This is a genomic window from Exiguobacterium sp. TDN 0502, from assembly GCF_050846835.1.
GTDB lineage: Bacteria > Bacillota > Bacilli > Exiguobacteriales > Exiguobacteriaceae > Exiguobacterium_A.
In genome coordinates this window covers 146,114-165,221 of the sequence record NZ_JBOZGJ010000002.1, presented here as the reverse complement: position 1 = coordinate 165,221, position 19,108 = coordinate 146,114, and the positions used below count along the sequence as shown (strand labels likewise).

Annotated in this window: 22 protein-coding genes; 21 read left to right on the top strand and 1 reads right to left on the bottom strand. The window is 49.3% G+C overall.

What is annotated here, in order from left to right:
• Nucleotides 1–49: 49 nt before the first annotated feature.
• The 6 genes from fapR (at nt 50) to rnc (ending at nt 4,413) form a co-directional block, all read left to right on the top strand.
• The gene (fapR, locus tag ACRPK8_RS04035) at nt 50–619 is read left to right on the top strand and encodes a transcription factor FapR (RefSeq protein ID WP_432237036.1); all 570 of its coding nucleotides are present in this window, start codon (nt 50–52) and stop codon (nt 617–619) included.
• Nucleotides 616–1,611 (top strand): phosphate acyltransferase PlsX, encoded by a 996-nt coding sequence (gene plsX / locus ACRPK8_RS04030; protein WP_432237035.1) that lies wholly within the window; start codon nt 616–618, stop codon nt 1,609–1,611. Before fapR ends, plsX begins: the two co-directional genes overlap by 4 nt.
• A gap of 16 nt (nt 1,612–1,627) precedes the next feature.
• A complete protein-coding gene (fabD, locus tag ACRPK8_RS04025) occupies nt 1,628–2,548 on the top strand; it encodes an ACP S-malonyltransferase (protein WP_035396761.1) in 921 nt (306 codons plus the stop codon).
• Nucleotides 2,545–3,276 (top strand): 3-oxoacyl-[acyl-carrier-protein] reductase, encoded by a 732-nt coding sequence (gene fabG / locus ACRPK8_RS04020; protein WP_035396763.1) that lies wholly within the window; start codon nt 2,545–2,547, stop codon nt 3,274–3,276. The genes fabD and fabG overlap by 4 nt, the downstream gene beginning before the upstream one ends.
• 70 nt (nt 3,277–3,346) lie before the next feature.
• Nucleotides 3,347–3,586, top strand: a complete 240-nt coding sequence (acpP, locus tag ACRPK8_RS04015; protein WP_029342095.1) for an acyl carrier protein — start codon at nt 3,347–3,349, stop codon at nt 3,584–3,586.
• Nucleotides 3,587–3,642: 56 nt separating this feature from the next.
• Nucleotides 3,643–4,413, top strand: coding sequence for a ribonuclease III (gene rnc, locus ACRPK8_RS04010; RefSeq protein ID WP_023468747.1), 771 nt, complete (start codon nt 3,643–3,645; stop codon nt 4,411–4,413).
• A 70-nt stretch (nt 4,414–4,483) separates the two neighbouring features.
• On the opposite strand, the gene ACRPK8_RS04005 is transcribed toward rnc, so the two are convergent.
• Nucleotides 4,484–4,684: a DUF1128 family protein gene (locus ACRPK8_RS04005; RefSeq protein ID WP_432237034.1), complete on the bottom strand. Its 201-nt coding sequence runs from the start codon at nt 4,682–4,684 to the stop codon at nt 4,484–4,486.
• Nucleotides 4,685–4,810: 126 nt separating this feature from the next.
• Between ACRPK8_RS04005 and smc the strand changes: the two genes are divergently transcribed.
• The 15 genes from smc to sucD all read left to right on the top strand — a co-directional run bounded on the left by smc (nt 4,811) and on the right by sucD (nt 19,064).
• A complete protein-coding gene (gene smc / locus ACRPK8_RS04000) occupies nt 4,811–8,374 on the top strand; it encodes a chromosome segregation protein SMC (protein WP_432237033.1) in 3,564 nt (1,187 codons plus the stop codon).
• Nucleotides 8,371–9,375 carry a signal recognition particle-docking protein FtsY gene (ftsY, locus tag ACRPK8_RS03995; protein ID WP_432237032.1) on the top strand — a complete coding sequence of 335 codons (1,005 nt, stop codon included), beginning with the start codon at nt 8,371–8,373 and terminating at the stop codon, nt 9,373–9,375. The genes smc and ftsY overlap by 4 nt, the downstream gene beginning before the upstream one ends.
• A gap of 99 nt (nt 9,376–9,474) precedes the next feature.
• Nucleotides 9,475–9,795, top strand: coding sequence for a putative DNA-binding protein (locus ACRPK8_RS03990; protein WP_023468743.1), 321 nt, complete (start codon nt 9,475–9,477; stop codon nt 9,793–9,795).
• A gap of 12 nt (nt 9,796–9,807) precedes the next feature.
• Nucleotides 9,808–11,157 (top strand): signal recognition particle protein, encoded by a 1,350-nt coding sequence (gene ffh / locus ACRPK8_RS03985; protein ID WP_023468742.1) that lies wholly within the window; start codon nt 9,808–9,810, stop codon nt 11,155–11,157.
• 93 nt (nt 11,158–11,250) lie between these two features.
• Nucleotides 11,251–11,526 (top strand): 30S ribosomal protein S16, encoded by a 276-nt coding sequence (rpsP, locus tag ACRPK8_RS03980; protein WP_023468741.1) that lies wholly within the window; start codon nt 11,251–11,253, stop codon nt 11,524–11,526.
• 61 nt (nt 11,527–11,587) lie between these two features.
• Complete coding sequence (gene rimM / locus ACRPK8_RS03975) at nt 11,588–12,097, top strand: ribosome maturation factor RimM (protein ID WP_023468740.1); 510 nt, start codon at nt 11,588–11,590, stop codon at nt 12,095–12,097.
• A complete protein-coding gene (gene trmD, locus ACRPK8_RS03970; RefSeq protein ID WP_432237031.1) occupies nt 12,094–12,822 on the top strand; it encodes a tRNA (guanosine(37)-N1)-methyltransferase TrmD in 729 nt (242 codons plus the stop codon). Before rimM ends, trmD begins: the two co-directional genes overlap by 4 nt.
• Before the next feature lie 112 nt (nt 12,823–12,934).
• Nucleotides 12,935–13,288: a 50S ribosomal protein L19 gene (rplS, locus tag ACRPK8_RS03965; RefSeq protein WP_023468738.1), complete on the top strand. Its 354-nt coding sequence runs from the start codon at nt 12,935–12,937 to the stop codon at nt 13,286–13,288.
• A gap of 104 nt (nt 13,289–13,392) precedes the next feature.
• Complete coding sequence (gene lepB, locus ACRPK8_RS03960; RefSeq protein ID WP_432237030.1) at nt 13,393–13,932, top strand: signal peptidase I; 540 nt, start codon at nt 13,393–13,395, stop codon at nt 13,930–13,932.
• A 149-nt stretch (nt 13,933–14,081) separates the two neighbouring features.
• Nucleotides 14,082–14,945: a ribosome biogenesis GTPase YlqF gene (gene ylqF / locus ACRPK8_RS03955; protein WP_432237029.1), complete on the top strand. Its 864-nt coding sequence runs from the start codon at nt 14,082–14,084 to the stop codon at nt 14,943–14,945.
• Between the two features lie 51 nt (nt 14,946–14,996).
• Entirely contained in the window at nt 14,997–15,749 is a 753-nt protein-coding gene (locus tag ACRPK8_RS03950) for a ribonuclease HII (protein ID WP_432237028.1), read from the top strand.
• Between the two features lie 12 nt (nt 15,750–15,761).
• Nucleotides 15,762–16,628 (top strand): flagellar hook-length control protein FliK, encoded by an 867-nt coding sequence (locus tag ACRPK8_RS03945; RefSeq protein WP_432237027.1) that lies wholly within the window; start codon nt 15,762–15,764, stop codon nt 16,626–16,628.
• Nucleotides 16,625–16,885: an EscU/YscU/HrcU family type III secretion system export apparatus switch protein gene (locus ACRPK8_RS03940; RefSeq protein WP_432237026.1), complete on the top strand. Its 261-nt coding sequence runs from the start codon at nt 16,625–16,627 to the stop codon at nt 16,883–16,885. Before ACRPK8_RS03945 ends, ACRPK8_RS03940 begins: the two co-directional genes overlap by 4 nt.
• A gap of 87 nt (nt 16,886–16,972) precedes the next feature.
• The gene (sucC, locus tag ACRPK8_RS03935) at nt 16,973–18,133 is read left to right on the top strand and encodes an ADP-forming succinate--CoA ligase subunit beta (RefSeq protein WP_023468732.1); all 1,161 of its coding nucleotides are present in this window, start codon (nt 16,973–16,975) and stop codon (nt 18,131–18,133) included.
• 13 nt (nt 18,134–18,146) lie between these two features.
• Nucleotides 18,147–19,064 carry a succinate--CoA ligase subunit alpha gene (sucD, locus tag ACRPK8_RS03930; protein ID WP_432237025.1) on the top strand — a complete coding sequence of 306 codons (918 nt, stop codon included), beginning with the start codon at nt 18,147–18,149 and terminating at the stop codon, nt 19,062–19,064.
• The last annotated feature ends 44 nt before the right edge of the window (nt 19,065–19,108 follow it).

The following is a 19,108-nucleotide window of genomic DNA, read 5'->3' as shown; positions in this document are numbered from 1 at the left end:
TTAGTACCAGGTAATAATAGTGGTCATCCTTCTTGTGGGAGGAACATACATGCGGGTACCTAAAAAAGAGAGACAACAAGAGCTATTACAGACGATCGAGCAAAATCCGTTCATTACGGATGAAGCGCTGGCGACACGATTCCGTGTCAGTATCCAAACGATTCGTCTCGACCGGATGGAATTAAAGATTCCGGAATTACGGGAGCGGATTAAACACGTCGCGACCGAACGGCTGGATGATGTGCGTACGTTGACTGAAAATGAAGTCATTGGTGATATGATTGACCTGAAACTCGATACATCTGCCATCTCGATCCTTGAGATTTTGCCGGAACATGCGTTTAGTCGGAATGCGATCGCCCGCGGACATATTTTGTTCGCACAGGCGAACTCGCTTGCGATTGCGCTCATCGACGATGAACTTGCGTTGACGACACGTGCGAACGTCCAGTTCACGCGCTCCGTCCACGTCGGCGAACGCGTCGTTGCGAAGGCATTCGTCAGTTCCCATCGCCAGGATGGCCGTTCTGACATCACGGTAGAGAGTTATGTCGGTGAAGAATGTGTCTTCATCGGGGAATTTACGGTGTATCGAAGTAGTAAGGAGGAATCAGAATGATTTTAGCAGTTGACGCCATGGGGGGCGACCACGCACCCCGTGCCATCGTAGAAGGGGTCGTTGCCTACTTGGCAGAACGTCCAAACGAAAACATCGATATCCGATTAGTCGGAGATGAGTTGAAGTTACGCTCATACACAATCGAGGATCCGCGCGTGACGATTGTCCACGCGGCATCCGTCATCACCGGAGAGGATGAACCGGTACGTGCGATTCGCCGCAAGAAAGATAGCTCACTCGTTGTGGCTGCAAACCTGGTGAAATCGGGAGAGGCTAATGCCTTGATTTCAGCAGGCAACACGGGAGCGCTCATGACTGCCGGATTGTTCGTCATCGGTCGAATCGAAGGAGTTGACCGTCCTGCACTGGCCCCGACTTTCCCGACACGTAATGGGAAAGGTGTCGTCATCTTAGATGTTGGCGCCAACCCGGATGCGAAGGCCGAGCACTTGCTCGATTATGCCATCATGGGTTCTGTCTACGCAGAACAAGTTCGCGGCATCACGCGTCCGAAAGTCGGACTCCTGAATATCGGATCAGAAGCCGGTAAAGGGAATGCGCTGACGAAGGAAACGTATCCGCTACTTGAGACAGCCCCGATTCATTTCGTTGGGAACGTCGAGGCGAGAGAAGCGATGAGCGGTGACGTCGATGTCATCGTCACGGAAGGTTTTGCTGGTAACACGTTACTTAAAAGTACAGAAGGGGCAGCCAGTATGATCATGGGTGTCATGAAAGAACAATTCATGAGCTCGTGGACATCAAAGCTCGCCGCTCTCGTACTGAAACCGAAGTTGAAAAAAATGAAGCAGTTGCTCGCTTATGAAGAATATGGTGGTGCCGGACTATTCGGGATTGCGGCTCCGGTCATCAAGGCGCATGGTTCAAGTAATGCCTACGCGTTCAGCCGGGCACTCGTTCAGGCGGAAAAGATGGTCGAACAAGAAGTCGTGGCGAAAATCGTTCAGGCGAAAGCAACTGAAGCACGTTAAGAAGGAGTGAGACGAGATGGGGAAAACAGTTTGGATGTTTCCAGGACAAGGGTCGCAGACGCCTGGAATGGGACAGACGCTCATCACGCAAGACGAGACACGCCAAGCACTCGCTGACCTCGGAACGCGAATTGGTCTGGATCTGACGACGCTGATGACGACAGGAACGAAGGACGAATTAAAAGCGACGGATATCGCTCAACCAGCCATCGTCGCACATAGTGCGCTACTCGCACAGCAGTACGCAGCACAAGGACATACACCTGATTTCGTACTCGGACACAGTGTTGGAGAGTATAGCGCGCTCGTCGCAGCTTCTGTCATTACACCGTCTGAAGCCGTCTATCTCGTCCGCGAACGCGGAAAACTCATGAACCAAGTCACGGGTGGAACGATGGCGGCGGTCATCGGCATGAATGATGTCGAGGCAGCCCATCACGCGGTCGAATCGATTGCGGCAACGGGAGAAATCGTTCAAATCGCCAACTACAACTGTCCTGGACAATTCGTTATCTCAGGACAAATCGCAGCAGTTGAATCTGCAACAGCGAAGTTAAAAGAGCTCGGAGCAAAACGTGTTTTACCACTTGATGTTTCAGGTGCGTTCCATTCGTCGCTCATGACACCTTTCGCACCACGCTTCGAAGACATTCTCGTCTCGTCACCGTTTGAGGCGGCGAAGACGAAATTCATCTCGAACGTCGACAGTGCGTTCCACGATCAACCAGACGAATTGATTCGTTTGCTCGTTCAACAGCTCTATTCACCGGTCCGGTTCGAATCATGTGTCGAGCGTCTGATCGAAGAAGGTGCGGATACATTCATCGAGTTTGGCCCATCGTCTCCGCTTAGCGGTCTCGTGAAACGAATCAAAAAAGATGCGAAAATCATCAGCATCACGACACTTGAGCAACTGGAAGCGGAGGGAATTCGTTGAGTAAAGTAGCACTCGTCACTGGCGCATCGCGCGGCATCGGAGCTGCCATCGCAAAGCGATTGGCAACAGACGGTTTCCGTGTCGTCGTCAACTATGCAGGAAGTACGGACAAGGCGGAAGCGGTCGTCCGTGAAATCAAGGAAGCAGGCGGTGAGGCACTCGCGATTCAAGCGAATGTCGCTGAAGCAGATGCCGTCAAGCAAATGATCAAACAGACGATCGACACGTTTGGTCAACTGGATTGTGTCGTCAACAATGCCGGCATCACACGTGATGGCTTATTGATGCGCATGAAGGAAGCGGATTTTGATGCTGTCATCGATACGAACCTCAAAGGAGCGTTTCTTGTCACACAAGCCGCGACGCGTCCGTTGTTAAAAACAAGCGGTCGTATCATCAATATCGCGTCGGTCGTCGGTATTTCCGGAAATCCGGGGCAAGCGAACTATGTCGCAGCGAAAGCGGGTCTGATCGGGCTGACGAAGTCCGTCGCACGTGAACTCGCAAGTAAAGGCGTCACAGTCAATGCGATTTGTCCAGGCTTCATCGAGACGGACATGACGGATGAATTGACGGAAGAACAGCGGAACCTGTCACTTGGGCAAATTCCGTTGAAACGCTTCGGTCAAACAGACGATATCGCATCACTCGTCAGTTTCATCGCTTCAGATGAAGCGCGTTACATCACAGGACAAACTCTTGCCGTCGATGGCGGCATGACGATGTAACACAACTAACGGTAGTACTTTGCCAAATCGGCAATCATCTTATATACTCAACTCATGGAGGGATTTTAAAATGACAAAAGAACAAATCTTAGTAGACGTACAAGAAGCAATCGCAGAAAAATTAGGAAAAGAACAAAGTGAAATCACACTTGATAAATCGTTCAAAGACGACCTCGGTGCTGACTCTCTCGAAGTCATGGAACTCGTCATGGACTTAGAAGACAAGTTCGAAATCACGATCGAAGATGAGCAAGCAGAAAACTTGAAGACTGTCGGCGATGTCGTCAACTACATCGAAACACAAGTCTGATCATTGAAGCTGACCCACCGCAATTTGCGGTGGGCTTTAGCTGTTTAGGAGGAACTATGACGAATCAAAAAGGACGTCGTGTCCGAAAAGGACCCTATGTAAAACGACGCAAGGATGCGCGGACGCTCGCTCAAATCGAGCAGAAATTCGAAGCGTTACAAGAGCGCCTGAATATCACGTTTTCTAATGTCGAGCTATTAAAACAAGCCTTCACGCACTCTTCGTTCGTCAATGAACAACGCGAGTCCGAAGGAGATAACGAACGCCTAGAATTTTTAGGGGATGCGGTCTTAGAGTTGACGGTGTCACGCTATCTATTCGAACACTACCCGGAACGTTCCGAGGGGGAATTAACGAAATTGCGAGCGGCAATCGTCTGTGAACCGTCACTCGTCCAATTTGCGAATCACTATCAGTTTTCCGATATGATTCTGTTAGGTAAGGGGGAAGAACTGACCGGTGGTCGGAATCGTCCAGCCTTGCTTGCGGATGTCTTCGAATCCTTTATTGGCGCCTTGTATCTTGACCAAGGCATCGAAGCAGCCGAACGATTCCTCGCCGAAGCGGTTTTTCCGAAAGTGGCGACAGGCTTCTTCGAAGAGCAGACGGATTTTAAGAGTCAATTACAAGAAGCGATTCAACGTGTCGGTTTAGGTGTCATCGAGTATGAAATCATCGAAGAGCGCGGTCCGGCACATAGCCGAGAGTTCATCTCGCGCGTACAAGTCGCGGATGAGCTCGAAGGAATCGGAACGGGGCGTTCGAAAAAGGAAGCAGAGCAGCAGGCGGCAAAACAAGCCTTACTTGAATTAAAGAAACAGTTTTAAGCAACAAAAGGCCGACCATCTCTCGAACGCGTGAGAGATGATCGGCTTTTATCGTAGGGTACTTGCTCAATTAAACCGTCTTAAGGGATTTCAGTTCGTCGACAATCGCGTCGACTTCTGCAAGTGACAGGGAGTCGCGCATCATGACAAAATCGTAGATTTCTTTTAAATCCTTATTTTTTGAGCCGTCGAACTGCTCAGCCTTAATGACGCCTTTGTTGATGATGTTCAATTTATCTAGGATGGCTTCGATCATTTGTTCAATCGTCATGGTATGGTTCGCTCCTCTTCTTCTTGTTTCGCGTGATACTACCTTAAAACCTATCATGTTGCTGGCGTTTCGGCTATGGTAAACTGAAAGAAATTCAAAAGAAATTTAAACATACGGGTGATCAGGATGTACTTAAAACGAATCGAAATCAATGGCTTCAAATCTTTTGCAAGTCGAACAGAATTAGAATTCCTTCCGGGAGTCACGGCAGTCGTCGGACCGAACGGAAGTGGAAAATCAAATATATCGGATGCTGTTCGCTGGGTACTCGGAGAACAATCTGCGAAGTCTCTGCGCGGGGCGAAGATGGAAGACGTCATCTTTGCCGGCAGTCTGTCTGAACACCGGAAACAATTTGCTGAGGTGACGCTCGTCTTAGACAATGAGTCGGGAACGGTCGCGTTACCGTATCAAGAAATCAGCGTCACGCGGCGTGTCAGCCGCAATGGAGATAGCGATTATTTTTTAAATAAAAAACCATGTCGCCTGAAGGACGTTCTCGATCTATTCATGGACACTGGTCTATCTCGTGACGCCTTTGCGATCATCGGACAAGGGCGAGTTGAACAAGTCATCTCAGGGAAACCGGAAGAACGTCGTGCCGTCATCGAGGAAGCAGCCGGTGTCTTGAAATACCGTCACCGGAAAAAACAAGCAGAACGAAAACTCAGCGATACGGAAACGAATCTATCGCGTGTCGATGATATTCTATTTGAACTCGGTGGTCGAATCGAGCCGTTACGCGAACAAGCGGCACTCGCAAAAGAGTATCTCGTCGCTCGCGAACGGCATGACGAATTAGAACGCGGTATTCTCGCACAGGAAATCACGACATACCAGGCGGAACTCGAAACATTGGCGCATGATATTGCACAATGCGAAGAACGACTTGCGTCTCAAAAGACGATCTACGAAGAGACCGTCGTCTCTCGGGAGACGCAGGAATCGACGCTCGAAGCAGAGCGGCAGCAAGAGAATGTTTTACAAGAACAACTCCGTCATGTCTCAACACGACTCGTCGAGATTCAGGGAGCGCTTAACTTAGCAAAAGAGCGTGAAAAACATGGTACCGAGACGAAGGAGCGACTTGAGCAGGAAGTCGCTGTCATGGAAGAGCGTGTCAAAGAACTAGAATCAGAATTAACTGCACTGCAAGCACGCCAAGCAGAGGTCGATCAGGAAGCGACACGCATCACAGCTGAGCGAGAACGTGCTGATCAAGCGCTGACACAAACAGATCGTGACTTTGATAAAGAAGCCGAAGTGTTACGTTCAGAAGCCTTTGAAGTGGCAAGCCGGTTGGCTGCGACGAATAATGCTTTCAATCGAGCGAAGCAAGATCTCGCACAGGCGGAAGAACAGCAACGCTCCTTTACGGCAGATAGTGGTTCGAAGCAGTCAACCCGTCGCCAGCTAGAAGAAGACGTCGCCCGTCTCGAAGCGGACGTTGCTGCGATTCGGACGAAGCTGGATCAAGCAACAGAAGAAGAAGCACAAGCGCTTGCTGCACGAAACGAGCAACAGCATACTTTACGTCAAGTCGAACAATCCGTTTCTGATTTAGAGCGCCGTCGGCATAAGACGGAAGACCGGATTGAATTCCTTGAATCCGTCAAAGCGGATTATAGCGGCTATTTCGGTGCCGTTAAGACGATCTTGAAACAACGGGACCACCATCCGGGAATCCACGGTGCGGTCGCAGAGTTGATTTCGGTACCGGCGCGCTTTGAAGCAGCAATCGAGACAGCGCTTGGTGGAGCGATGCAAAACATCGTCGTCGATACCGATGCGACCGGTCGCCGTTTGATTCAAGAACTCAGACGATTAAATGCTGGTCGCGCAACGTTCATGCCACTGTCCTCCCTTCAAGCACGTGAAGTTAATCGTTCGGTGCGAGAACAGGTCGGAGCGATGTCCGGCTTCGTCGGTATTGCGAGCGACCTCGTGACGACAGACGAGACGTTGACGAAATTAAAGATGAACTTGCTCGGTACGACACTCGTCGTCGAGTCACTTGAACAGGCGAACCAAATCGCCCGTGCGACGGGTCATCGCTATCGTCTCGTCACGCTTGAAGGAGATGTCGTCAACGTCGGTGGAACGATGACCGGCGGAAGCCGGAAAAAAGGTACACCATTGTTCAGTCAATCGCGTGAGCTCGAAGAGTTAAAAGAGGGATTGACGCGTGGGCAAGCGGTCATTCGGGAGCAGATGCGCCGCTTAGAAGAGCTTCGAGAGGCGATTCAGACGCTTGATGCTACTGCACGAACGCGGACAGAAACGATTCAAGCATTACAAGGGCAACTCGAACAATCACGCGATGCGTTAGCGGATGCCAACCGTCATCTCGCTGTCATGACGTCTGAACTATCGGTTGAAGATCGGCAAATGGCACGTGTGCTTGAACAAGAGCAGGAAGCACGCCGAATCATCGAGACGTCCGAAGTCGAGATTGCGAAATGGACGGCGCGTCAAACAGAGCTTAGACAAGCCCTCGATCGTCTGAAAGATGCCCAAGCCCGTGGTGCCGTCACGATGGACGAACTGAAGAAGGAACAGGCTGAGGCGGTTCTCGAAGAGCGGACGATTCAAATGAAACAAGCGCAGCTTTCGCAAGAGATCGAACGACTGACGGAACAGATCAGTCACGCGAAACTCGAACGAGGACATAAACGACGTGACTTGCGTCATGTCCTTGAAGGATTCGACGAAGCGAAAATTGATGCTCTGCACGCGGAACAGCGGGAACAGGAGCAAAAACATCAACAAGTCGAAGCTGATCTCGTCGCAATCGGACAACGGATTCAAGTACAAGCAGAATCCTTGCGCTTGATCCGGATTCGCGAAGCGAAAACGAAGGACGATCAACAAACGACGAAACAGATGCTTGAGCAACTGCGTCTTGCGCAAGGGAAAACGAGTACACGCCTTGAAACAAGACAAGAAATGCTCGATGAGATGGGGTTACTGCTCGAGTTGATTGCACCGCTCGATCTATCATATGAAGAAGCGAAAGAAGAAATTCATCTGCTTAAACGCCAACTCGAAGAGATCGGCATCGTCAACATCGGTGCGATTGAGGAATTCGCGGAAGTCGATGAACGGTTTACGTTCCTATCGGCGCAACGGGATGATCTTGTCGCTGCTAAAACGGATCTCTATGGCGTCATCGAAGAGATGGACCGGGAAGTCATTCGGTTGTTCCGTCAAACGTATGATGCTGTCCGTGAGCACTTCCGGGAAACATTCCGCGAGTTGTTCGGTGGCGGAGAAGCCGATCTAGTCCTCGTTGATCCGAGTGACCTGTTGACGAGTGGGATTGATATCGTTGCTAAGCCATCAGGGAAGAAGTTGCAGAATTTGTCGCTCTTATCCGGTGGAGAACGTGCCTTGACGGCAATTGCCTTATTATTTGCGATTCTAAAGACACGTCCGGTACCGTTTTGTGTCCTCGATGAGGTCGAAGCGGCGCTTGACGAAGCGAACGTCGCGCGATTCGGCGAGTTCGTTCATCAATTGGCGCGCGATACACAGTTCGTCATCATCACCCATCGGAAAGGAACGATGGAGGCGGCAGATGTCCTTTATGGCGTCACGATGCAGCAAAACGGGATATCGGAAGTGTTATCCGTTAAACTAGAAGAGGCACGACGTACATTAAGTGAAGAACCAAAGGAGATTAAACGATGAGTTTCTTTAAAAAACTGAAAGACCGCTTAACGACTTCGACGCAAGAAGTCACGACGAAATTCACGCAAGGACTGACGAAGACACGCGATGGGCTGGCAAGTGCCGTTAATGATCTCGTTTACCGTTTCCGAGAAGTCGATGAGGATTTCTTCGAAGAATTAGAGGAAGTCTTGATTCAAGCCGACGTCGGTGTGACGACGACGATGGATTTGGTCGAGGAATTAAAAACAGAAGTCAAACGCCGTAACGTCAAAGATCCAAAACAAGTCCGCGACGTTCTCGTTGAAGTCGTCGCGAACATGTTAGTCGAAGAGGAAGAGACAGCCCTTGATCTCGATCATGAACTGAACGTCATCCTGTTCGTTGGTGTCAACGGGGTCGGGAAGACGACGACGATCGGGAAACTTGCGAACCGATTAAAACAAGAAGGCAAGAGCGTCATGTTAGCAGCAGGGGATACGTTCCGGGCTGGTGCGATCGATCAACTGCAAGTCTGGGGCGAACGCTCCGGCGTACCAGTCATTCGCCAAGGGGAAGGATCGGACCCGGCTGCTGTCGTCTATGATGCCGTCCAAGCAGCAAAAGCACGTAAGGTAGACGTTCTGATTTGTGATACGGCTGGACGCCTTCAAAACAAGGTCAACCTGATGAACGAGCTCGAAAAGGTCAAACGCGTCATCGAACGTGAAATTCCAGGAGCGCCTCACGAAGTATTGCTGGCACTTGACGCAACGACAGGACAAAACGCGATGGTACAAGCAAAAGCCTTTAAACAAGCAACGAACGTCAGCGGGATCGTCTTGACGAAGCTTGACGGAACGGCAAAAGGCGGGATTGTTCTTGCGATCAAGAATGAGCTGAATCTACCGGTCAAGTTCGTTGGCCTCGGTGAAAAAATCGATGATTTACAACCGTTTGACGCAGAACAATTCGTATATGGACTGTTCGGCGATGTCTTTGAAGAAAAGGAAAGCGTCGATACGGAAGAAAGCGCAGAATAAGCGACGTTTCATGTAAAGAAAAAAACTTGACAACACACTGTGAGGGCTGTACTATACTATCTGTAAAGGAATTTCACTTAACATTGCGGAGGTGCTCGGATGACACTTGATAAAACGAACCGGATGAACTATCTGATTGACTTTTATCAGGAGCTTTTGACACCAAAACAACGGAATTACATGTCACTCTATTACTTAGATGACTTTTCCTTAGGTGAGATCGCCGATGAGTTTGAAGTCAGCCGACAAGCAGTCTACGACAACATAAAACGCACGGAAGCCATGCTCGAGCAGTATGAAGAACGACTATCGCTGTTTAAGAAACACGAACGGCGAAAGCAGTTACTCGATCAGCTGAAGCAATGCGACCTTCCGGGTGAAGCCCTAGTGATCATTGAGACATTGGAGCAATTAGAGTAGGAGGCATTCTTAATGGCATTCGAAGGATTATCGGAACGGCTTCAAGCCAGTCTCGCTAAAATGCGAGGTAAAGGTAAGATTTCTGAAGCAGACGTCAAAGAGATGATGCGCGAAGTTCGCTTAGCGCTACTCGAAGCCGACGTCAACTTCAAGGTCGTCAAACAATTCGTAAATGATGTAAAGGAACGCGCTGTCGGACAGGATGTCATGACGTCTTTGACGCCAGGGCAACAAGTCGTTAAGATCGTCCATGATGAATTGACGAATCTGATGGGTGCGGAAGTATCGCCGTTGACGCTTGCGAACCGTCCACCGACCGTCATCATGATGACAGGTCTGCAAGGGGCAGGTAAAACAACGACAACGGGTAAACTGGCCAATCATTTACGTAAAAAACATAATCGTAGTCCTTTGCTTGTTGCGGCGGATATTTATCGTCCGGCAGCAATCAAACAATTAGAGACACTCGGAAAACAATTGGAGTTACCGGTCTTCTCGATGGGAGATCAGGTCAGTCCGCAAGAAATCGTTACCGGTGCACTCGATTATGCAAAAGAGCATCATCACGATATCGTGTTGATCGATACGGCAGGTCGCTTACACGTCGATGAGGAACTGATGCAGGAACTCGTCGATGTCAAGGAGATCGCCAAACCGCATGAAATCTTCCTTGTCGTCGATTCGATGACGGGTCAGGATGCCGTCAACGTCGCAGAGAGCTTCAACGAGAAGCTTGGCGTAACGGGAGTCGTTCTGACGAAGCTCGACGGAGATACGCGAGGTGGTGCAGCACTCTCCATCAAGGCAGTCACCGGAGCACCGATTAAGTTCGTCGGTCTTGGAGAGAAGCTCGATGCCATCGAACCATTCTATCCCGAGCGGATGGCGTCTCGGATTCTAGGCATGGGAGACATGCTGACACTGATTGAAAAAGCAGAGTCACAAATGGACGCTACGCGTGCCAAAGAGTTAGAAAGCAAAATGCGCGATGCATCGTTTACATTCGATGATTTCATCGAGCAGTTGCAGCAAGTGAAACAGATGGGTCCACTCGACGAACTGTTGGGAATGATCCCTGGGGCAGGTAAAGGGAAGATGAAGGGGTTGAAAAACGCCCAAATCGATGAGAAGCAACTCGTGTATGTCGAAGCGATCATCCAATCGATGACAAAACGAGAGCGGACTGAACCTGAAATCTTGAATGCGAGCCGTCGGAAGCGGATTGCCCGCGGTAGCGGACGCAGTATCCAAGAAGTCAACCGCCTCATTAAACAGTTCGAAGACATGCGGAAAATGATGAAACAATTTTCCGGACAGATGGGCAAAGGGAAAAAGAAAGGCTTTGGCCTTCCATTCTTTTAAAAGTCTTTTCTCTTTTGCTGTAACGTTGTATACTAATGAAGTTGTCAATTTGACTAAACGAAAAAATTATTTATTATTTGGAGGGACTTACGAATGGCAGTTAAAATTCGTCTTAAGCGCATGGGCGCAAAAAAATCACCTTTCTACCGTGTGGTAGTAGCAGACTCACGTGCACCACGTGATGGTCGTTTCATCGAGCAAATCGGATACTACAATCCAGTTGCTAAACCAGAAGCAGAAGTTAAAATCAACGAAGAGCTAGCTCTTAAATGGCTCTCTGAAGGTGCTAAACCTTCGGACACAGTTCGTAACCTCTTCTCACAAGCTGGTATCATGGAGAAATTCCACAACGCGAAACTCGCGAAGTAAGACGTTAGGAGGTGAGCGAAAGCTTACCTCCTTTTTTAATACAGGAAAGGAAGTGAAACGAATGGAATGGTTGGAAATTGCAAAAATCGCCAATACGCATGGGCTAAAAGGGGAACTGAAGCTGCTTGCAAGCACGGACTTCCCGGAAGAACGCTTTAAGGTCGGAAAAGAAGTCTTTCTCGGCTCTGAAGGCACCTATACACCGGTGACGATCAGTGGCTACCGGAAGCATAAACAATTCATCATGGTGACGTTCAAAGGAATGCATCATATCAATGACGTTGAGAAGTACAAAGGATTGAAACTCTATGTCCACGCAGAAGATTTGCAGGACTTGGACGAACATGAATTCTACTATCATGAGATCATCGGTTGTACGGTCTATGACGGTGAAACGAAAATCGGTGTCGTATCGGACATTCTCGAAACGGGCGCAAATGACGTCTGGACGATCAAACGCGACGGAAAAAAAGATGTCTTGATTCCCTATATCGAGCAAGTCGTCGCTTCCGTCGACGTCGAACAGAAACGGATTCAGATCACACCGCTGCCAGGATTGATCGAGGAATGAACATCCGTGTGTTGACGTTGTTTCCGGAAATGTTCTCTGCGCTTGATCATTCAATCGTCAAGCGGGCACAGGATGAGGAGCGTGTCAGGCTCGAGACAATCAATTTTCGGGACTTCTCGACGAATCGTCACGGGAAGGTCGATGATTATCCGTACGGTGGGGGAGCAGGTATGCTGCTGACACCGCAACCCGTCTTCGATGCGATGGCAAGTCTGCCGGAACGAAAACGACGGATCATCGTCATGACACCGACCGGTAAACGGTTCTCGCAACGAATGGCTGAAGAATGGGCAACAGAAGAAGAACTGGTCTTCTTATGTGGTCACTATGAGGGGTTTGACCAGCGGATCCATGATCAGTTAGTGACGGATGAGGTCTCGCTCGGAGACTTCGTCTTGACGGGAGGAGAACTCGCGGCGATGACGATGATTGACGCCGTCGTCCGTCTCTTACCAGACGTGCTCGGTGCATCGGCGAGTCACGAAGATGATTCGTTCTCGACGGGACTTCTCGAATACCCGCACTATACACGTCCGGCAGAATATAGAGGATACCGAGTACCCGATGTCTTATTATCAGGCAACCATGCCCGGATTGAAAAATGGCGACGGGAACAGTCGCTGAAGCGGACATATGAGCGACGCCCTGATCTCCTCAAGGATGCACCGTTAACGAAAGAAGATCGGCGCTATTTAGACTCGATTTCAGGATTGTCAAACGACTGAATCTATGATAAGTTAAAACATGTGGCAAAAGCCACCCATTAACGATGTTCCGCTGTCGGATGCTTGAAGCAAATGAAGATAAGAACATTGGTGAAAAAAGGAGAAATCATTCATGAACACACAACAATTGTTCCGTGAACTTACACAAGAACAAATCAAGTCAGACGTCCCTGCGTTCCGTCCGGGGGATACAGTCCGTGTACACGTTAAAGTCGTCGAGGGTACGCGTGAGCGTATTCAGCTCTTCGAAGGCGTAGTCATCAAACGTCACGGTGGCGGCATCAGTGAAACATTCACAGTCCGTAAAATTTCTTACGGAGTTGGCGTTGAGCGTGCTTTCCCGCTCCACTCACCACGTGTTGCACAAATCGAAGTCGTTCGCTACGGTAAAGTCCGTCGTGCGAAACTTTACTACCTCCGTAACCTTCGTGGTAAAGCGGCGCGTATTAAAGAAATTCGTCGTTAATCATGTGAAAAAGTGGCTTGTCTCCGGACAAGCTTCTTTTTTTTGCCGTTTATGCGTATACTAGTCCATAGAAAGACATTGCGTTAATCAAGGGAGTGGAATTCGTGAAGGAGTTATTCAGTTGGGTCAAAGCGCTCGTCGTAGCGCTTGTCATTGCGTTCATCATTCGGACGTTCTTGTTCGTGCCTGTCATCGTCGATGGGGAATCGATGATGCCGACATTACACAATGCAGATCGGATGATCGTCAATAAGGTCCCGTACTATTTCAGTGAACCAGAAAGAGGAGACATCGTCGTCTTCCATGCGACGGAAACACGCGACTATATCAAACGGGTCATCGCTGTTCCGGGGGATACGATGTACTATAAGGACGATACGTTATATGTAAATGATAAAAAGGTGGATGAGCCGTATTTAAAAGAATACAAAGCTCAGATGAACGGTGTTCCATTAACGGAAGACTTTACGCTTGAAGAACAGACAGGACAAACGACCGTTCCGAAAGGGAAAGTATTCGTCATGGGGGACAATCGACAAAATTCAAAAGATAGCCGTGACATCGGCTTCGTGGATGAGGAGCAAATCGTCGGAACGACGAACTTCGTCTTCTATCCATTTAATGATTTACGCTCCGTTGACTAAGCGAAGCCGTTCAGGAAGAAGAGACCTCCTCACTTTTGTGAAGGTGCTCTTCTTTTTTTTCGCCGAGTTGCGTATACTAGGGAGTGGATGTTTTTCATGTATCGTATGATGAGCAAGAAGTCCAGGAATAGATGAACGAGGTGAAGGATATGACGATTCAATGGTTCCCCGGTCACATGGCCAAAGCACGGCGGGAAGTCACAGAAAAATTAAAGCTGATTGATGTCGTCATCGAGCTCGTCGATGCACGTCTTCCAATGTCAAGTCGTAATCCGATGGTCGAGCAGATCACGGTAGGTAAGCCGCGATTGATCGTCCTTAACAAGGCGGACATGGCGGATAAACGAGTGACGGATCAGTGGATGCAGGCATTACGGGCAGACGGTGTTGACGTCGTTGCGGTCGACGCGAAACATAACAAGGGATTGAATCAAATCCATGAAGGCGCGTTACGCCTGATGAAAGAAAAACATGCACGGATGCGGGAGAAAGGGCGGAATCCGAGTGCGATCCGTGCCTTGATCATCGGTATTCCGAACGTCGGGAAATCGACGCTGATTAATCGACTCGCTGGTCGGAACATCGCGATCACGGGTGACCGTCCGGGTGTGACGAAACGCCAGCAGTGGATCAAGATGAAAACAGGTGAGATGGAATTACTCGATACACCAGGTATCCTCTGGCCGAAGTTCGACGATCAAGTCGTCGGCTATCGTCTGGCCGCTACCGGTGCCATCAAGGATGATATCTTAAACATCGACGACATCGCGCTATTTGCTCTGCGTGAGCTGAAGACGCGTTATCCGGAGCAGTTACGCGAGCGTTACCGGCTCGACGAAGTAACAGGCGAAGCGGTCGATGTACTCGAAGCCATCGGTAAAAAACGCGGCTTCGTCTCAGGTGGCTACGTTGATTTCGAACGGACGAGCGAAATGCTTTTGCATGAGCTACGGACGGAAAAGCTGGGACGTGTGACGCTCGAAACAGTCGAAGAGTGGGAAACACATGCATAACGGACTTGGACATCCTTTGATGTCCAAGTTTTTTTCAAAGGAGCAGGATGTATGAAGATAGCAGAATTAAAAGAACGTCTGCACGAAATCACACTAGAAGAATTTATTGAATTGAAGCAGGAACTCGCGTCTGATGCGCGAAAAGGGGTGCAGACACTGTTGCGTCAGACGGAACGACGATTTGCCCTCGAGGAGCAACAACGAACCGATTTCAAGGAACGGCTCGCTTTTGAAGAACAGTACCGTCAGCAAGGGTACGTGCGAATTGCCGGAGTGGACGAAGTCGGACGAGGTCCGTTAGCTGGACCTGTCGTCGCAGCAGCGGTCATCTTACCAGACGGTTTCTATCATCCGGGACTGACGGATTCAAAACAAATGAGTCAAACACAACGGCAAGCGGCACTGAAGCATCTACAAGACGTTGCGGAGATTGCGGTTGGTATCATCGAACCGGCTGAAATTGACGAAATCAATATCTATCAGGCGTCAAAACAGGCGATGCAAACAGCAGTCCGTCAACTCGAACCAGATGCCTTACTCGTCGATGCGATGACACTCGAAGGGGATACACCACAACTGTCTCTCATCAAAGGAGATGCGAGAAGTGTCTCGATCGCCGCAGCAAGTGTCGTTGCGAAAGAGACACGTGATGCGTTGATGGAAGAATATGCGATCAAGTATCCGGGATACGGATTTGAAACACACGCAGGCTACGGAACACCGATGCATTTACAGGCACTCGACACGCTAGGCGTGACACCGATTCACCGAAAAACATTCCGCCCTGTCAAAGAACGCCTCTAGGAGGAACCGATCATGCAAATCGAACATCGTGCTTTATTACCCTTTAAAATCATCGATCATGCGAATCTGCCGTTACGGGAAGGAGCAAACATCGTCGGCAAAGTATTGAAGCTGCTACCGGACGGATTAATGGAACTCCAAGTCGGTCAACGTGTTTTGACGGCAGGGACGACTGCTGAACTAAAAGAAGGCAATATGTATCGTTTTCAAGTCGTGTCAGCAGAGGGACAACCGGTCCTAAAAATCATCTCGACCGAGACGGTTCCGCAAAAGTCGGCTCTCCCCCAGTTACTCGACTCCTTTTTACAACGCCAGACGGTACCGACTGCGCAAACGCGGGAGTTGCTAAGGCAAATTGGTCAACCGGTGACGGAAGGAGAAGCGAAGCAGTTAAAACACGCCCTTACCGAACTCGTTCAACTGGCAAAGGGTGACGAGACAGGTCGAACGCTTGATCGAAAGACGAGTGATCAGATTTTAGCGCAACAACTCGTTCAAGCAACGAACGAAGCCGGTAAAGGAGTTTATTTATTTCAGTTACCTCATTTCGGTCCGTTTGAAGAGGTCGACCTCATGATGGAAGCACCGTTCGAACGGACGTTTGATCCGAATCATGCCCGCGTCGTCTTGTATTTACAGTTACCGACGCTCGGCGAGGTTGCTGTGGATGTCTTGATTGCAGACCGGAACGTCTCGATTTCCGTCTTTCATCCGAATGCTCACGTCAAAACGTTCATGCAAGCCTACACACCGCAAATCCAGACTCGTCTTGAGGAACAAGGCTATGCATTGATGCGATTCGATTGGGTCGAACAGTCGAAAGAGCGCGTACCACATGATATCTCAACGCGTAACGGAAGGGTGGATCTTCATATATGAAAAAAGCAATAGCTCTATCATACGAAGAACAGATGCATGCCCCAAAGGTCGTTGCTAAGGGATCGGAACACATCGCAGAACGGATTTTAGAAGAGGCATTAAAACATGATATTCCGATCCGGCAGGATGAAACGTTGATGACGTTACTCGATGCTGTTCAAGTATCAGAACAGATCCCAGAAGAATTATACGGTGTCATCGCCGAGTTATTTGCCTTTTTATATCGTCTTGATCAAGATGAAATGTTGAAAAAATAAAGCTTTCGGTCGATAACGATAGACAGCGCTTCCAATTTTAACTACAATGAAAGAGCCGAAACTAAAGGGGTTAAGGGGGATTTTTTCATGAATGTACATGAGTATCAGGCAAAAGAATTACTTCGTTCGTACGGTGTACCCGTACCAAACGGAATCGCAGCCTTCACCGTCGAAGAGGCGGTCGATGCATCCGAACAATTGTCAGGCCCGATTAAAGTCGTCAAAGCTCAAATTCACGCGGGGGGACGCGGTAAAGCAGGTGGCGTCAAGCTTGCGAAATCGCAAGAAGAAGTGAAGGAATATGCGACGGAGTTACTCGGCAAAACGCTCGTCACGCACCAAACAGGTCCAGAAGGAAAAGTCGTTCAACGTCTTCTCGTCGAAGAAGGGTGTGCGATTGACAAAGAATACTATCTTGGAATCGTACTTGATCGTGTGACAGGACGTGTCGTCATCATGGGATCAAGCGAAGGTGGTATGGACATCGAAGAGGTGGCGGAAGCGACACCGGAAAAAATCATTAAAGAAGTCGTCGATCCTGCAGTTGGTCTTCAAGGATTCCAAGCGCGTAAACTTGCGTTCGCAATGGGTGTTCCTGTGAAGCTCGTCAATAAGTTCGTCGGTATGGTCACGAAACTCTATAATTTCTTCGTCGACAAGGATTGTTCGATTGCAGAAATCAACCCACTCGTCACGACGAAGGATGGCGAAGTCCTCGCACTCGATGCGAAGTTGAACTTTGATTCAAACGCGTTGTATCGTCATGCGGACATCGTGGCGTTACGTGACGAAACAGAAGAAGATCCACGTGAAGTAGAAGCATCAAAGAGTGATTTGAACTACATCGCGCTCGATGGAAACATCGGTTGCCTCGTCAATGGTGCTGGTCTTGCCATGGCAACGATGGACATCATCAAACACTTCAGTGGTGATCCTGCGAACTTCCTCGATGTCGGTGGTGGTGCGACAAAAGAGAAAGTTACAGAAGCCTTCAAACTGATCTTATCGGATGAGAACGTCAAAGGGATCTTCGTCAACATCTTCGGCGGTATCATGAAATGTGACGTCATCGCAGAAGGTATCGTTGCGGCGACAAAAGAAGTCGGTCTCGAATTGCCACTCGTCGTTCGTCTTGAAGGGACGAACGTCGACGCAGGGAAACAAATTCTCAAAGATTCAGGTCTAGCGATTACAGCAGCTACATCAATGGCAGACGGCGCAGAAAAAATCGCTGCGCTCGTGAAGTAAGGGGGAGCTAAAGATGAGTATTTGGGTGAACGAATCGACGAAAGTCATTATTCAAGGGATTACTGGTAACCAAGGGATGTTCCATGGTGAACAGATGATCGACTACGGAACAAACCTCGTAGGCGGTGTCACACCAGGAAAAGGCGGTACGGAAGTACTCGGTGGTGTTCCTGTATTTGATACGGTCGCACAAGCGGTCGAAAAAACAGCTGCAAACGCATCGATCATCTATGTTCCACCAGCGTTCGCAGCAGATGCGATCATGGAAGCAGCGGATGCGAACATCGCGTTGATCATCTGTATCACGGAAGGGATTCCAGTCCTTGATATGGTCAAAGTAAAACGTTACCTCGATGGCAAACCAGTTCGTCTCATCGGACCGAACTGCCCAGGCGTCATCACTCCAGGTGTCGCGAAGCTTGGCATCATGCCAGGGTACATCCATACACCAGGTCATGTCGGAATCGTTTCGCGTTCTGGAACATTGACATATGAAGCTGTCCATCAATTGACGACAGCAGGCATCGGTCAATCGACAGCTGTCGGTATCGGGGGAGACCCGGTCAACGGAACAGACTTCATCGATACGCTCAAAGCATTCAATGAAGATCCAGAAACAAAAGCTGTCATCATGCTTGGTGAAATCGGCGGAACAGCGGAAGAAGAAGCGGCTGAGTGGGTCAAAGCGAACATGACGAAACCAGTCATCGGCTTCATCGGTGGTCAAACAGCTCCAGCCGGCAAACGGATGGGTCACGCTGGTGCGATCATCTCTGGCGGTAAAGGAACAGCTGCTGAAAAAATCAAGACACTCCGTGCGAACGGAATCGAAGTGGCTGAAACACCAGCGGTCATTGGTGAGACATTAATCCGTGTCATCAAAGAAGCAGGGATCTATGACGAGTGTGTGACGAACAGCACCGTTAAATAAATCAAAAAAGAAGCTGTCCTGATCGAATCAGGACGGCTTTCTTC